Here is a 15,536-nt window from a genome sequence, read left to right on the forward strand (position 1 = left end):
GGGTACGTCTGGATACTGCCAAAGGTGCCCGGCACCCGCTACTCGGACGGGGCACCGCGGGAGCGGACCGACACCGTCCGGGCCGGTCTGCGCCGGTCCGGGCGACCGTACGGCCCGGGCTGTCCGACGTGTGCCGTCACGGGGGGCCGAACCGTAGAAGCCGGCCCCCCGGTCGTCAGGACGGGTCCTTGCGCAGCCGGAACCAGTAGAAGCCGTGTCCCGCCAGGGTGAGCAGGTACGGCAACTGGCCGATCGCGGGGAAGCGCACCCCGCCGATCAGCTCCACGGGGTGGCGGCCGGCGAACTGCCGCAGGTCCAGCTCGGTGGGCTGGGCGAACCGCGAGAAGTTGTTCACGCACAGCACCAGGTCGTCGCCGTCCTCCCGCAGGAAGGCCAGCACCGCCGGGTTGCTGGAGGCCAACTCGGTGTACGAGCCCAGGCCGAACGCGCGGTTCTGCTTGCGGATCTCGATCATCCGCCGGGTCCAGTGCAGCAGCGAGCTGGGCGAGCTCATCTGCGCCTCGACGTTGGTGACCTGGTAGCCGTAGACCGGGTCCATGATCGTCGGAAGGTAGAGCCGGCCCGGGTCGCTGGAGGAGAAGCCGGCGTTGCGGTCCGGGGTCCACTGCATGGGGGTGCGCACCGCGTCGCGGTCGCCGAGCCAGATGTTGTCGCCCATGCCGATCTCGTCGCCGTAATAGAGGATGGGCGACCCGGGCAGCGACAGCAGCAGCGCGGTGAACAGCTCGATCTGGTTGCGGTCGTTGTCCAGCAGCGGCGCCAGGCGCCGGCGGATGCCGATGTTGGCACGCATCCGCGGGTCCTTGGCGTACTCGCTGTACATGTAGTCGCGCTCCTCGTCGGTGACCATCTCCAGGGTCAGCTCGTCGTGGTTGCGCAGGAAGATCCCCCACTGGGTGCCCGCCGGGATCGCCGGGGTCTTGGCCAGGATCTCCGAGACCGGGTAGCGCGACTCGCGGCGCACCGCCATGAAGATCCGCGGCATCACCGGGAAGTGGAAGGCCATGTGGCACTCGTCGCCGCCGGACTGGAAGTCGCCGAAGTAGTCCACGACGTCCTCGGGCCACTGGTTGGCCTCGGCCAGCAGCACGGTGTCCGGGTAGCTGGCGTCGATCTCGGCCCGTACCCGCTTGAGGAACTGGTGCGTGCGCGGCAGGTTCTCGCAGTTGGTGCCCTCCTCCTGGTAGAGGTAGGGCACCGCGTCCAGCCGGAACCCGTCGATGCCCAGGTCCAGCCAGAACCGCAGCGCCGCCAGGATCTCCTCCTGGACGGCCGGGTTCTCGTAGTTCAGGTCCGGCTGGTGGGAGAAGAACCGGTGCCAGTAGTACTGCTTGCGCACCGGGTCGAAGGTCCAGTTCGAGGTCTCGGTGTCGACGAAGATGACCCGGGCGTCGGGGAACTGCTTGTCGTCGTCCGCCCAGGTGTAGTAGTCGCCGTACGGGCCTTCCGGGTCGCTGCGGGAGGCCTGGAACCACGGGTGCTGGTCGCTGGTGTGGTTCATGACGAAGTCGATGATGACGCGCATGCCCCGCTGGTGCGCGGCGTCCACGAATTCCACGAAGTCGGCCAGGTCGCCGAACTCCGGCAGCACCGAGGTGTAGTCGGAGACGTCGTACCCGCCGTCGCGCAGCGGCGAGTTGAAGAAGGGCGGCAGCCACAGACAGTCCACGCCGAGCCACTGCAGGTAGTCCAGCTTGGCGGTGATGCCCTTCAGGTCGCCGACACCGTCGCCGTTGCTGTCCTGGAAGGACCGGACGAGGACTTCGTAGAACACCGCCCGTTTGAACCAGTCGGGATCACGGTCCTTGACGGGGGTGTCCTCGAAGGTGTCAGGGACGGGTTCGTTGACGATCAACTGAGTGACCCTCCGATCGATGGAGACGGTCGCAGCGACAAGATGTGCGCGGGCGCACGGCCCGGCTCCAGGCGCACATAGTTGTCCCTGCCCCAGTGGTAGGTCTCCCCGGTGAGCTCGTCGCGCACCGGGAACGACTCGTGCCAGGAGAGGCCGAGTTCTGGCATGTTCAACGACAGCGTCGCCTCCTGGGTGTGGAACGGGTCCAGGTTGACGACCACCAGTACGACGTCCCCGCCGCGCCGCTTGGAGTAGGCCATGAGCGCCGGGTTGTCCACGTCGTGGAAGGTGATGTCCCGCAGTTGCTGCAGCGCCGGGTGGCGGCGGCGCAGCCGGTTGAGGGTGCTGATCAGCGGGGCCAGGGAGCGGCCCGCCGCCTCTTCCGCGGCCCAGTCGCGCGGCCGCAGTTCGTACTTCTCGGAGTCGAGGTACTCCTCGCTGCCCGGGTGGGCGGGGGTCGCTTCGCACAGTTCGAACCCCGCGTACACCCCCCAGCTCGGGGACAGCGTCGCGGCCAGCACGGCCCGGGTCTCGAAGGCCGGCCGACCGCCGTTCTGCAGGTAGGCGTGCAGGATGTCAGGGGTGTTGACGAAGAAGTTGGGGCGCATCCAGGCGGCGGTCCCGCCGCTGAGCTCGCGCACGTAGTCGGTGAGCTCGTCCTTGCCGTTGCGCCAGGTGAAGTACGTGTACGACTGCTGGAACCCGATCTGGCCGAGCGTGTTCATCATGGCCGGGCGGGTGAAGGCCTCGGCGAGGAAGATCACGTCGGGGTCGGTGCGGTTGATGTCGGCGATGACCTTCTCCCAGAAGACCACCGGCTTGGTGTGCGGGTTGTCCACCCGGAAGATCCGCACCCCGTGGCTCATCCAGTGCCGCAGCACCCGCAGCGTCTCGCGCACCAGGCCGTCGAAGTCCTGGTCGAACGCGATGGGGTAGATGTCCTGGTACTTCTTCGGCGGGTTCTCCGCGTACGCGATGGTGCCGTCGGCGCGGTGCGCGAACCACTCCGGGTGCTTGGCGACCCAGGGGTGGTCCGGGGAGCACTGGAGGGCGAAGTCGAGCGCCACCTCAAGGCGCAGCTCGCGGGCCCGCGCCACGAAGGCGTCGAAGTCGGCCAGGGTGCCCAGGTCCGGGTGGATCGCGTCGTGACCGCCCTCGGGGGCGCCGATCGCCCAGGGCGAGCCCACGTCGTACGGGCCCGGGGTCAGCGTGTTGTTGCGGCCCTTGCGGAAGGCGGTGCCGATGGGGTGGATCGGCGGCAGGTACACCACGTCGAAGCCCATGGCGGCGACCGCCGGCAGCCGCTCGGCGGCGGTGCGGAAGGTACCCGAGCGGGGCGGCTCGCCCTCGGTGACCACCGCGCCCTCGGAACGCGGGAAGAACTCGTACCACGAGCCGAACAGCGCGCGCTCCCGCTCCACGTGCAGCGGCAGCGGGCGGGAGGCGGAGACCAGCTCGCGCAGCGGGTGCCGGTCGAGCACCGCGACCACCTCGGGGGCCAGCGCCGCCCGGTGCCGGTCGGCGGCCAGCCGGGTGGTGTCGCGCAGCACGTCGACGGCGGCCAGCACCACCGCGCGGCCGGCGCTCTTGGGTACCCCGGCGGCGGCCCGCTCGTGCAGCAGGGCACCCTCGGCGAGCACCAGTTCGGTGTCGATGCCGGCCGGGATCTTCACCTCCGCCACGTGCCGCCAGGTCGCCACGGGGTCCGACCAGGCCTCGACGGTGTACGTCCAGCGGCCTTCGGCGGTGGGCGTGACGAACGCGCCCCACCGGTCGGTGCCGGGGGACAGTTCGCGCATGGGCGTCCAGGGGCCGGACCGGCCGGCGGGGTCGCGGAGCACCACGTTGGCGGCCACCGCGTCATGACCCTCGCGGAAGACGGTTGCCGTCACCTGGAACGTCTCGCCGACCACCGCTTTCGCCGGCCGGCGGCCGCAGTCCACGGCCGGACGGACATCGAGAACGGGAATACGACCGATCATTTCCTCACCTGGCAGTTCGGGTTCCCGGCAGCGCGGGAGACAGGACGGCGGCCCCCGCTCTTTTTAACTGTTCTTGGCCATGGGGGCCTGTCCGCGTGGCCACTCGGGTCCGCGTTCACCCGGGTGGCGGGACCAGGGGAAGCCTGCCCGGAGGAGCGGCGCCTACGGCTGCTGCGATGGGTGATTCTGATGCGTTGCGTGCTCGGCTGCGAAACGGGACGGGGGCATGCACGAACCAGATTGCTCCCTTGTCTACGCGCGAAGCCAGCCACCTGACGGGCTTTCGGGAGCGCGCCGCCGAAGCCCCAACTTGCGCCCCCGGCGCATAAGCCGTCCATGTCCTTATTGCTCCCCCGTTCCAGCGCGAGTGCGCCCCTGAACGCGCCCCCGCGTACGCCTGTGCACCCCGCGAAGCTCCCGAAGAGCGGCGCGGGGGTCGTGCGGTTCAAGCCACCAGGATCGCACCCGATCGCCCACGGCGCACGGCCCGTGATCCGTTCCCTCACATCCGCGCACACTGTCCCGCAAGCGCCCGGCGCCCGTCCACCGAAACGGTTCGCTTCAATGAGCCGCCGTTCGAGCGTTTGAACCAGCGGATCGCGGAGAGAGGCCACAGCGCCCCTGCTCGCGGGACTACGGTCGGGGATGTGAAGGCAATCCGTCGATTCACCGTGCGCACCGTCCTGCCGGAACCTCTGCGCCCGCTGGGGGAACTGGCCCAGAACCTACGCTGGTCGTGGCACCAGGAGACCAGGGAGCTGTTCCAGAGCGTCGACCCCGAGGGCTGGCGGGCGGCCCAGGGCGATCCGGTACGGCTGCTCGGCGCCGTCTCCAAGGAGCGGCTCACCGCCCTCGCCGGTGACCGCCGCTTCCGGCGCCGGCTGGCCGCAGCGGCAGAGGACCTGGCCGACTACCTGGCGGGCCCACGGTGGTACCAAGAACAGCAGGGCCGGCCGGAAACCAGCGACCTGCCGGCCGCCATCGCCTACTTCTCGCCGGAGTTCGGGATCACCTCGGCGCTGCCGCAGTACAGCGGCGGGCTGGGCATCCTCGCCGGCGACCATCTGAAATCGGCCAGCGACCTCGGCGTCCCGCTGATCGGCGTCGGCCTGCTCTACCGGCACGGCTACTTCCGGCAGAGCCTGTCCCGGGACGGCTGGCAGCAGGAGCACTACCCGGTGCTGGACCCGAACTCGATGCCGGTCGACCCGGTCCGCGAGGCCGACGGCCGGCCCGCCGAGGTCGTGCTCACCCTCACCGGCGGCCGCAGCCTGCGGGCCCGCATCTGGAAGGCCCAGGTGGGCCGGGTGCCGCTGCTGCTGCTCGACTCCGACGTCGAGGGCAACCAGGCCGCCGACCGTGACGTCACCGACCGGCTCTACGGCGGGGGCAGCGAGCACCGCCTGATGCAGGAGATGCTGCTGGGCATCGGCGGGGTGCGGGCCGTACGCGCCTACTGCCGCATCACCGGCCACGCCGAGCCCGAGGTCTTCCACACCAACGAGGGCCACGCCGGCTTCCTCGGCCTGGAGCGGATAAGGGAACTGTCCCAGCAGGGCCTGGACTTCGACGCGGCCCTGGAAGCGGTGCGGGCCGGCACCGTGTTCACCACCCACACCCCGGTCCCGGCCGGCATCGACCGGTTCGACCGCGAGCTGGTCGCCCGCCACCTCGGCGAGGGCGGCGAGCTGCACGGCGTGGACGTCGGCAGCATCCTCGAGCTGGGCATGGAGACCCAGCCGGGCGGCGACCCCAACCTGTTCAACATGGCCGTCATGGGCCTGCGGCTGGCCCAGCGCGCCAACGGCGTGTCCACCCTGCACGGCGCGGTCAGCCGGGAGATGTTCGCCGGCCTGTGGCCCGGCTTCGACCCGGAGGAGGTGCCGATCACCTCCATCACCAACGGCGTGCACGCCCCCACGTGGGTGGCCCCCGAGGTGCAGCGGCTGGCCGCCCGCCAGGCCGGCCAGCAGGTCGCCGAGGACGCGATGACGGTGGGCGGCGCCGACCGCTGGAAGTCCGTCGCCGAGATCCCCGACGCCGCGGTCTGGGAGCTGCGCCGCACCCTGCGCGAACAGCTCGTGGACGACGTACGAACCCGGGTGCGCGCCTCCTGGCGGCAGCGCGGGGCCGGCGAGGCCGAACTCGGCTGGACCGACTCCGTCCTGGACCCGGACGTGCTGACCATCGGCTTCGCCCGCCGCGTCCCGTCGTACAAGCGGCTGACCCTGATGCTGCGCGACCCGGACCGGCTGCGCGCCCTGCTGCTGCACCCCGAGCGGCCGATCCAGATCGTGGTGGCCGGCAAGGCCCACCCGGCCGACGAGGGCGGCAAGCGGCTGGTCCAGGAGCTGGTCAAGTTCACCGACGACCCGCGGGTGCGGCACCGCATCGTCTTCCTGCCCGACTACGACATGGGCATGGCGCGGCTGCTCTACCCCGGCTGCGACGTGTGGCTGAACAACCCGCTGCGCCCGCTGGAGGCGTGCGGCACCTCCGGGATGAAGGCCGCGCTCAACGGCTGCCTGAACCTGTCGGTGCTGGACGGCTGGTGGGACGAGTGGTTCGACGGCGACAACGGCTGGGCGATCCCCACCGCCGACGGCGTGGCCGACGAGGACCGCCGCGACGAGCTGGAGGCCGCCGCGCTCTACGACCTGCTGGAGCGGCAGGTCGCGCCGCGCTTCTACGACCAGGGCCGCGGCGGCCTGCCCGAGCGCTGGATCGAGATGGTCCGGCACACCCTGGCCACCCTCGGCCCCAAGGTGGTGGCCGGCCGCATGGTCCGCGACTACGTGGAGCGGCTGTACGCCCCGGCCGCCCGCTCGCACCGGGCCATACACGGTCCGGACGCGGCGGACCTGGCCGCCTGGAAGCGCAAGGTGCGCGGCCACTGGCACGAGGTGACGGTGGAGCACGTGGAGACCGGCTCGACCACGGACACCCCGGAGCTGGGCGCCACCCTCACCCTGCGGGCCCAGGTCACCCTTGGCGGCCTCGAGCCGGCGGACGTGGACGTGCAGCTCCTGTCCGGCCGGGTGGACGCCGCCGACCGGCTCGCCTCGCCCGCGGTGGTCTCGCTCAAGCCCACCTCACGCCCGGACGTCTCCGGCCGCTGGTGCTACGAGGGCCCGCTGACCCTGGACCGCACCGGCGCGTTCGGCTACACCGTCCGGGTGCTGCCCGCCCACAAGCTGCTGGCCGGCCCGGCGGAGCTGGGCCTGGTCACCGTGCCGCCCGAGGCGGAGGGCATGACCGCGGGCGTCCTGCGGTAGGGAGCGGGGCCAGGGAGCCCGGAAAGGGCGGGGCCCGCACCGATGTCGGTGCGGGCCCCGGCCCTGGTCGTGCCGGTGGGCACGGAACCGTCAGGCCAGCTTGCGGATGTTCTCGGCCTGCGGGCCCTTCACGCCCTGCGTGACGTCGAACTCGACCTTCTGGCCTTCGAGCAGCTCACGGTAGCCCTGGGCAAGGATGTTGGAGTAGTGCGCGAAGACGTCGGAGCCGCCGCCGTCCTGCTCGATGAAGCCGAAGCCCTTTTCCGAGTTGAACCACTTCACGGTTCCGGTTGCCATGTTCTCTCCTCCGCATGGGGCTGTGTTCGCATCCGCACTGTACGGACCGGGATCGGTGCGGACGATCACCCCACACCGGACACAACGTCACAATACGCCTACCCGGGCCGGCAGTGGGGGTGCCGGCCCGGGGGCGTACCGCCGTCCCGGTGAACCGGGGCGGCATCGGGGTCACATCGGGACGATCAGCCGACGTTGACCGCGGTGTCGTCGATCACGAAGGAGGTCTGGAGGCTGGAGTCCTCCGTACCGGTGAACTTCAGGGTCACGCTCTGGCCGACGTACGGGGCCAGGCTGATCGACTTCTGCACGTAGCCGCTGGCCGCGTTCAGGTTGGAGTACGTGGCCAGGGTGGTGGAGCCGGCCGCCACGGTGAGCTTGTCGTACTGGGTGCTCGTGGTGGTCTCGGCCGTGTCCACGTGCAGGTAGAAGGTGAAGCCGGCCGTGGTGCAGCCGGCCGGGATGCTCACCGTCTGGGACAGCGTGTCGGTGTGGGTGGTGCCGTAGCCGTTCAGCCACGCCTTCCAGGAACCGCCGTGGGCGGGCTCACCGGTGCTGTTGTCGATCACGCCGGAGGACGCGGTCCACGGGGAGGCGCTGCCGGTCTCGAAGCCGGGGTTGCCGAGCAGCTGCGCCGGGGTGCAGCCACCGCCGCCGGAGCCGGTCACCGTCCAGGTGAAGGACGCCGAACCGGTCGCGCCGGTGGAGTCCTTGGCGGTCACGGTCACGCTGAAGGAGCCCGTCGCGGTCGGGGTGCCGGAGATCAGGCCGGTGGAGGCGCCGATCGACAGACCCGTCGGCAGGCCGGTCGCCGTGTAGGTCAGGGCGCCGCCGTTGGTGCTGGTGGCCTGGATCTGCAGGCTGGCCGCGGTGTTGACCACGGTGCTCTGGTTGGCCGGCTGGGTCACCGTCACGCCGCTGGTGGAGACGCGGCTGCCGACGTTGATCGCCGCCCAGGTGTTGGCGACCGTGTTGTACGTGGCGCTGCCCGCGCCCCACAGGTCCGCCGCCGCCTGGAGCGACTGGGTGCGGGCCGAGGCGTAGTTGGTGGTGGAGGTGAAGCGCTCGCTGAGCGCCTTGTACCACAGCTTCAGCGCGTTGTCCCGGCCGATGCCCGGCACCGGCAGGCCGTCGGAGGTCGGGCTGTTGTAGCTCACGCCGTTGACGGTCTTGGCGCCGCTGCCCTCGGAGAGCAGGTAGAAGAAGTGGTTGGCCGGGCCGGAGGAGTAGTGGACGTCCAGGCCGCCCAGGCTGGAGGACCAGTAGTCCTTGGACGCGCCGTCCTTGCTCGGCTGGTCCATGTAGCGCAGCGGGGTCCCGTTGCCGTTGATGTTGATCTTCTCGCCGATCAGGTAGTCACCCGGGTCGGACGAGTTGTTGGCGTACCACTCCACACCCGTGCCCAGGATGTCGGAGGTCGCCTCGTTCAGGCCGCCGGACTCCCCGCTGTAGTTCAGGCCCGCGGTGTTGGAGGTGACGCCGTGGCTCATCTCGTGCCCGGCCACGTCCAGCGCGGTCAGCGGGTGGGTGTTGCCGCTGCCGTCGCCGTACGTCATGCAGAAGCAGGAGTCGTCCCAGAAGGCGTTGACGTACGAGTTGCCGTAGTGGGCCCGCGAGTACGCGGCGACGCCGTCGCCCCGGATGCCGTTGCGGCCGAAGGTGTTCTTGTAGAAGTCCCAGGTCTCCTGGGCGCCGTAGGCCGCGTCCGCGCCGGCGGTGGTCGCCGTGGTCGGCGTGCCGTCGCCCCAGGTGTCGGAGGACTGAGAGAACAGGGTGCCGGTCCCCGAGGTGCCGTGGTTGAGGTTGTAGGTCTTGTGCCCGCCACGGGTGCCGTCGGTCAGGTTGTAGGTCGACCCGGACTGGGTGCTGCCGATGGTGACCTGGCCGCTGTACTCGGTGTTGCCGACACCGGTCTCGATGCCCTGGTACTCGAAGAGCTTCGCGCCGGTGGTGGCGTCGGTGATCACGTGCAGCTGGTTCGGCGTGCCGTCGTCCTGGAAGCCGCCGATCACCGATTCCCAGGCCAGCACCGGGGTGCCGGAGGCGGCCCAGATCACCTTGCGCGGCGCGTTCGTGGCGGCCGGGGCGGCGGCGCCCTCGGCCTTGGCGCGGCCGAGCGCGAAGGACTTGGCGGAGTCGGCGGTCTTGGCCGCGGTGGTGGAGGCCACCTTGATCGCGGCGTTGGTCGCCTTGTCGACCCCGGTGGTGGCGCCCGCCTTGTCGGTGTGCACGATCAGGTCGCCGCCGAGCACCGGGAGTCCGGCGTACGTGCGCTCGTAGCGGGTGTGCGTCGTGCCGTCCGCGTCCTCGGTGACGGACTTGACGACCAGCTTCTCCTGCGCGCCCAGGTGCAGCGAGGCGGCGGTGGTCGCGACGGCGCCCTGCGCCTTGGTGACCAGGGTCTTCTGCTGGGCCGGGCTCAGGGCGGCGGGCAGCGCGCCCGCGCGCGGGCTGACGTGCGTGGCGGCGGCGTTCGCGGCCGCCGGGGCGGCGGGCGCCGCGCTGGCGGTGCCCGCGGGGAGCGTGACCGCGACCATGGCGGCGCCGGCGATCAGGGCGCCGGCCGCTGCTGCTGTGCGGGGGGATCTGCGCACTCGAACTCCTTCTGCTGCGACCGCGTGTGGCGGCCGGGACAGACCGGGCAGGTGGGGTTGGTGGGCTGCCCGGTTACAGCGGGGTAGTGCGAAGGAACTGGGGCACAGATTGACAGCTTTACTTGTTCATGTCATTCCCATGACCTGAAATTGGCCGAAAATCGTTCGGTGTGCGGAGGGTGGGGTCCGCATAGCGGGCGGGTGTGACACGGATGTTGCCCGGTGAATAAATCTGTGCACCGCCAATTCCGCGTGACGCAGGAGGAATCGGGCGTGGGCTCGTGGAGCGGGCGGCTCCGGTGTCAAATTCCGTACGGGCCGCGGTGGCGCGAAATCGCCCCGGCCGGGAGCCGATTGCGGACAACGGTTCTCAGCGGCCCGGCGGCCGCGAACCGGTCAGACCAGGCTGTCCTGCCACGCCTGGTGCAGGCCCGCGAAGTGGCCGCTGTCGGCGATGAGTTCCTCCGGGGTGCCGTCCTCCACGATCCGGCCGTCGCGCATCACCAGGACCCGGTCGGCGATCTCCACGGTGGACAGCCGGTGCGCGATGATCACGGCGGTGCGGCCGTGCAGCACCGTGTGCATCGCGTGCTGCACCGCCCGCTCGCCGGGGATGTCCAGCGACGAGGTCGCCTCGTCCAGGATCAGCACCCCCGGGTCGGCCAGCAGCGCCCGGGCGAACGCGACGAGTTGCCGCTGCCCGGCCGAGATCCGGCCGCCGCGCTTGCGCACGTCCGTGTCGTAGCCGTCGGGCAGCGCCGCGATGAAGTCGTGCGCGCCGATCGCCTTCGCCGCCGCCTCCACCTCCGCCCGGCTCGCGTCCGGCCGGCCGATGGTGATGTTCTCCGCCACGGTCCCGGAGAACAGGAACGACTCCTGCGTCACCATGACCACCCCACGCCGCAGATCGGCCGGGGCCAGTTCGCGCAGCGGCACCCCGTCCAGCATGATCCGGCCGTCGGTGGGGTCGTAGAACCGGGCCAGCAGCTTGGCCAGGGTGGACTTGCCGGCCCCGGTCGCGCCGACCACCGCCACCGTCTGCCCGGCCGGCACCCGCAGCCCGAACACCGGCAGCACCTCACCGCCGGTGCGGTACGCGAACCGTACGTCCTCGAAGACCACCGCCCGGCCCGGCTGACCGGCCGGCCGCTCCGGCAGCGGCACCGGACGCGCCGGCTCGGGCACCCCCGGCTCCTGCGCCAGCAGCCCGGCGATCTTCTCCAGCGACGCGGCCGCCGACTGGTAGGAGTTCAGGAACATGCCCAGCCGGTCGATCGGGTCGTACAGCCGCCGCAGGTACAGCACGAAGGCGGCGAGCACGCCGAGCGCGAGGCCGCCCTGCGCGACCCGATAGGCGCCCCACAGCACGATCGCCGCGATCGCGATGTTGGCGATCAGCCGGGAGCCCACCACGTAGCGGGCCATCTCCAGGATCGCGTCGCCGTTGGCCCGCTCGTGCCGGTGGTTCAGCTCGCCGAAGGCCGCGTCGTTGGGCTCCTCGCGGCGGAACGCCTTGACGGGGCGGATGCCGTTCATCGTCTCGGTGAACTTCACGATCACCGCAGCGGTCGCCGTCGAGCGCTTGCGGTAGGCGACCATCGACCGGCGCTGGAAGGAGCGGATCGCCACGTACAGCGGGCCGTAGGAGACCATGGTGGCCAGGCCCAGCCGCCAGTCGAGGATCAGCAGCAGCACCGAGATGTACACAGCCGACAGCACGACCTCGATCAGTTCCTCCAGGCCGTCGCTGAGCAGTTCGCGGATCGACTCCACGTCCGAGGTGGCCCGGGAGATCAGCCGGCCCGAGGTGTAGCGCTCGTGGAAGTCCAGGCTCAGGCTCTGGGCGTGCCGGAAGATCCGGCCGCGCAGCTCGATCAGCACGTCCTGGCTGATCAGGGCGGCGACCCGGATGAACGCCCGCTGCAGGATCCCCGAGGCCAGCCCGCAGCCCAGATAGCCGCAGGCCACCGCGATCAGCGCGCCGTGCCGGCCGTCGCGCACCGCCGGGATCGCGTGGTCGATCGCGTACGCCACCAGCAGCGGGCCTGCCTGCACGGCGGCCTGCTGGACCAGCAGCAGCACGGTGGCCAGCCACAGCCGGCTGCGGTGCGGGTGCAGCAGGGAACGCAGCAGGATCATCTGCGCGTTCCTGGGCGCCGGCAGCACGTCCTGGTCGAAGGGGTCGACTCCCGGGGGAGCAGCCGTCGTCATGCCTCGCTCCTCTCCAGCGGCAGGTCCGTCAGCGGGCTGTCCGCCTGTGGGGCGCCCGCTGGTGCCGGGTCCGTCTCCGCCGCGTCCGCCGGCGCCCTGCTCTCCTCCCGCGCCCCGTCCGCCGTGCCCGACATCAGGTGCCGGTACTCCGCGCTGTCCCGCAGCAGTTCGGCATGGGTGCCGACCGCCGTGATCCGGCCCTCGGACAGCAGCGCCACCCGGTCGGCGAGCAGTACGGTCGAGGGCCGGTGGGCGACGACCAGAGCGGTGGTTTCCCGCAGCACCTCCCGCAGCGCGGCCTCCACCAGTGCCTCGGTCTGCACGTCCAGCGCGGACAGCGGGTCGTCCAGCACCAGGAAGCGGGGCCGGCCGACCACCGCCCGGGCCAGCGCCAGCCGCTGCCGCTGCCCGCCGGAAAGGCTCAGCCCCTGCTCGCCCACCTGGGTGTCCAGGCCGTGCGGCAGCCCGGCCACGAAGTCGCACTGGGCGACGGCCAGCGCGCGTTCGACGTCGGCCTCGGTGACGCCGGCCGGGCCCGCGCCCATGGCGACGTTCTCCCGTACCGAGGCGGAGAAGAGGGTCGGCTCCTCGAAGGCGACGGCGAGCAGTTCGCGCACCCGGGCCACCGGCAGGCCGGCGATGTCCGCGCCGTCCAGGGTGATCCGGCCGCCGGTCGCCTCGTGCAGCCGGGGCAGCAGCGCGGTCAGCGTGGTCTTCCCGCTGCCGGTGGCGCCCACCAGGGCCATGGTCTCGCCCGGCCGCACATGCAGGTCCACCCCGCTCAGCAGGTCCGGGCCGCCGTCCGGCGCGTCGGGATAGCGGAAGCGGACCCCGGTCATCCGCAGCCCGTCCCCGGCGGCGGCGTCGCCGGTGCCCGACCGGTCCGCCTCCGGGGTGTCCATCGCCTCGAAGTAGCGGTCGGCGGCGGTGGCCGCCTCATTGCTCATCGCCAGCAGGAAGCCGATGGACTCCACCGGCCAGCGCAGGGCCAGCGCGGTGGACAGGAACGCGACCAGGGTGCCCGCCGACAGCTTGTGGTCCGCGACCTGGAGCACCCCGACGGCCAGCGCGCCGCCGATCGCCAGCTCGGGCAGCGTCATGATCACCGCCCAGATGTCGGACAGCAGCCGGGCCTTGCGCATCTCGGTGCCCCACAGCCCCCGGGCCTGCCCCCGGAAGGCCGCGGCCTGGCTGCGGTGCTGCCCGAACGCCTTGATGATCCGGATGCCCAGCACCGACTCCTCCACCACGGTGGCCAGGTCACCGGCCTGGTCCTGGGCGGTACGGGCGGCCAGCGCGTAATGCGTCTCGAAATACGAGCACACGATCATCAGCGGCACCACCGGGGCGAGCAGCACCAGCCCCAGCAGCCACGCCTGGGCGAAGAGGATCGCGAAGCCGATCAGGATCGTCGCGCCGTTGACCACCAGGAAGACCAGCGGGAAGGCCAGGAACATCCGCAGGATCTGCAGGTCCATGGTGGCCCGGGAGAGCAGCTGGCCCGACGCCCAGCGGTCGTGGAAATCGACCGGCAGCCGTTGCAGGTGCCCGTACAGGGCGGCCCGCATCGACGCCTCGACCCCGGCCAGCGGGCGGGCCACCAGCCAGCGCCGGACCCCGAACAGCCCCGCCTCCAGCAGGCCCAGCAGCAGGAGCAGCCCGCCGCCCAGCCACACCCCGGCCGTGTCCTTGTCGTGGACCGGGCCGTCCACCATCCACTTGAGCACCAGCGGGATCAGCAGCGACATGCACGAGGCCACGACCGCGACCGCCGCGGACAGGCCGAGTCTGATCCGCACGGGTCTGACGTACGGCCACAGCCGCAGCAGCGAGCGGATCACGGATCGGTGACGGACGGCGGGCGCGGGGTCAGGAGTCGTGGCAGGCATCGCTCCTGACATTAAGGGGGGCCACCGACACCGCTCACCCTGTTTTCCCGCCGTCGTCACGGCGTCCGGCGCAGCCCCCGTACCGCGGGCACGGACAGCAGGGTGACGGCGACCGCGAGGGCCACCGCGGCGCCGGCCAGCAGGACGTGCCGGGTGCCGAAGGCGGACGCGGCCGGGCCGGCCAGCGCCTGGCCGACCGGCACCATGGCCACCGAGCCGGCCACCTCGTAGGCGTGGATGCGGTTGAGGATGTCGCCGGGGACCTGGGTCTGCACGCTGGTGGCCCAGTTCACGCCCCAGTACGCCGACCCGGTGCCGGCCACGAACACGCAGGCGCAGACCGCCGGCACCGGCAGGCCGAAACCCACCGAGGCCGGCATCAGCGCGGTGGCGAACAGGGCCAGCGACCCGGCCCGCAGCGGGTGCTCGGCGCGCAGCCGGATCGCCAGCAGCGCGCCCACCGCCGTCCCGGCCCCGAGTGAGGAGTTGACCAGGCCGTACGAGCCCGCGCCGTGGCCGGTGATGATCTGGCCGGCGGCCAGCGGGGTGAACGGCCCCACCATGCACACCATGTAGACCATCCACACGACGATCACCGACCACATCCAGGTCCGGGCCCGGAACTCCCGCCACCCCTCGGCCAGATCCGTGCGGAAGGTGCTCGCCGCCTTCTCCCGCGGCGGCAGCGGCGCCAGCCGCAGCGCGATCAGGCACACCGCGCTGGTCAGATACGTCGAGGCGTGCACCGCGAACACCGCGCCGGGCGAGACGAACCCCACCAGCATGCCCGCCAGCGCCGGCCCGGCCATGGCCGCCAGCGACTCCGCCGTCCTGGTCGTCCCGTTGGCCCCCTGCACGTCGGTCGCCACCCGCACCACCGTGGACGCCACCCCGGGCTGGAACATCGCCGCACAGGTCCCGTTGACCACGGCGATCACCACCATCTCCCACAGCCGCACCCGGTGCGTGAGGAACAGAACGGCGGCCAGCGACTGCGTGCACACCCGCACCACGTCGGCCCCGATCATCAGCGCCCGCGCGTTCAGCCGGTCGGCGAACACCCCGCCGAACACCACCAGCCCCGCGAAACATGCGGTGGCCGCGGCCATCACCAGCCCGATGTCCCCCGCGGAATACCCGTACGACAACAGCCCCGCCGACAGCGCCACCGGCAGCATGGTGTCCCCCAGCATGGCCACGGTCCGCGCCGCGAAATACAGCCGGAACCCCCCGGACCACAGCCCGCGTTCCCCTGCCGTCCCCTCGGCCCCGACCCCGGTCGTGCCGATCCCGGTCCCCCCGGACCGCCTTGCGGAAGCTCTCACCCGCTCAATATGGACTGGACCACTTGCCGCAGTCCACCCGCCCGCCCGCTCGCCGCACCCCCGGTGAACTGCGGTGTCGGTGCCCGG

General features: G+C 71.6%; 8 protein-coding genes. 1 reads left to right on the forward strand and 7 read right to left on the reverse strand.

Going from position 1 to position 15,536, the window contains the following annotated elements; genetic code table 11:
* Nucleotides 1-175: 175 nt before the first annotated feature.
* Nucleotides 176-1,876: a maltose alpha-D-glucosyltransferase gene (gene treS / locus ITX44_RS04205; protein WP_205355611.1), complete on the reverse strand. Its 1,701-nt coding sequence runs from the start codon at nt 1,874-1,876 to the stop codon at nt 176-178.
* Entirely contained in the window at nt 1,873-3,858 is a 1,986-nt protein-coding gene (locus tag ITX44_RS04210) for an alpha-1,4-glucan--maltose-1-phosphate maltosyltransferase (RefSeq protein WP_205355612.1), read from the reverse strand. The genes treS and ITX44_RS04210 overlap by 4 nt, the downstream gene beginning before the upstream one ends.
* Before the next feature lie 647 nt (nt 3,859-4,505).
* Here ITX44_RS04210 and glgP point away from each other — a divergent pair.
* Nucleotides 4,506-7,133: an alpha-glucan family phosphorylase gene (glgP, locus tag ITX44_RS04215; protein WP_205355613.1), complete on the forward strand. Its 2,628-nt coding sequence runs from the start codon at nt 4,506-4,508 to the stop codon at nt 7,131-7,133.
* Between the two features lie 90 nt (nt 7,134-7,223).
* On the opposite strand, the gene ITX44_RS04220 is transcribed toward glgP, so the two are convergent.
* The 5 genes from ITX44_RS04220 to ITX44_RS04240 form a co-directional block, all read right to left on the reverse strand.
* Nucleotides 7,224-7,430 carry a cold-shock protein gene (locus tag ITX44_RS04220; RefSeq protein WP_205355614.1) on the reverse strand — a complete coding sequence of 69 codons (207 nt, stop codon included), beginning with the start codon at nt 7,428-7,430 and terminating at the stop codon, nt 7,224-7,226.
* 185 nt (nt 7,431-7,615) lie between these two features.
* Nucleotides 7,616-10,024, reverse strand: a complete 2,409-nt coding sequence (locus ITX44_RS04225; protein WP_443609194.1) for a M4 family metallopeptidase — start codon at nt 10,022-10,024, stop codon at nt 7,616-7,618.
* 396 nt (nt 10,025-10,420) lie between these two features.
* Nucleotides 10,421-12,235, reverse strand: coding sequence for an ABC transporter ATP-binding protein (locus ITX44_RS04230; RefSeq protein WP_205355615.1), 1,815 nt, complete (start codon nt 12,233-12,235; stop codon nt 10,421-10,423).
* Nucleotides 12,232-14,124 (reverse strand): ABC transporter ATP-binding protein, encoded by a 1,893-nt coding sequence (locus ITX44_RS04235; RefSeq protein WP_205355616.1) that lies wholly within the window; start codon nt 14,122-14,124, stop codon nt 12,232-12,234. The genes ITX44_RS04230 and ITX44_RS04235 overlap by 4 nt, the downstream gene beginning before the upstream one ends.
* A gap of 56 nt (nt 14,125-14,180) precedes the next feature.
* Nucleotides 14,181-15,413, reverse strand: a complete 1,233-nt coding sequence (locus ITX44_RS04240) for an MFS transporter (protein WP_307795111.1) — start codon at nt 15,411-15,413, stop codon at nt 14,181-14,183.
* Between the last annotated feature and the right edge of the window lie 123 nt (nt 15,414-15,536).

The organism is Actinacidiphila acididurans (assembly GCF_016918855.1).
GTDB classification, from domain to species: domain Bacteria; phylum Actinomycetota; class Actinomycetes; order Streptomycetales; family Streptomycetaceae; genus Actinacidiphila; species Actinacidiphila acididurans.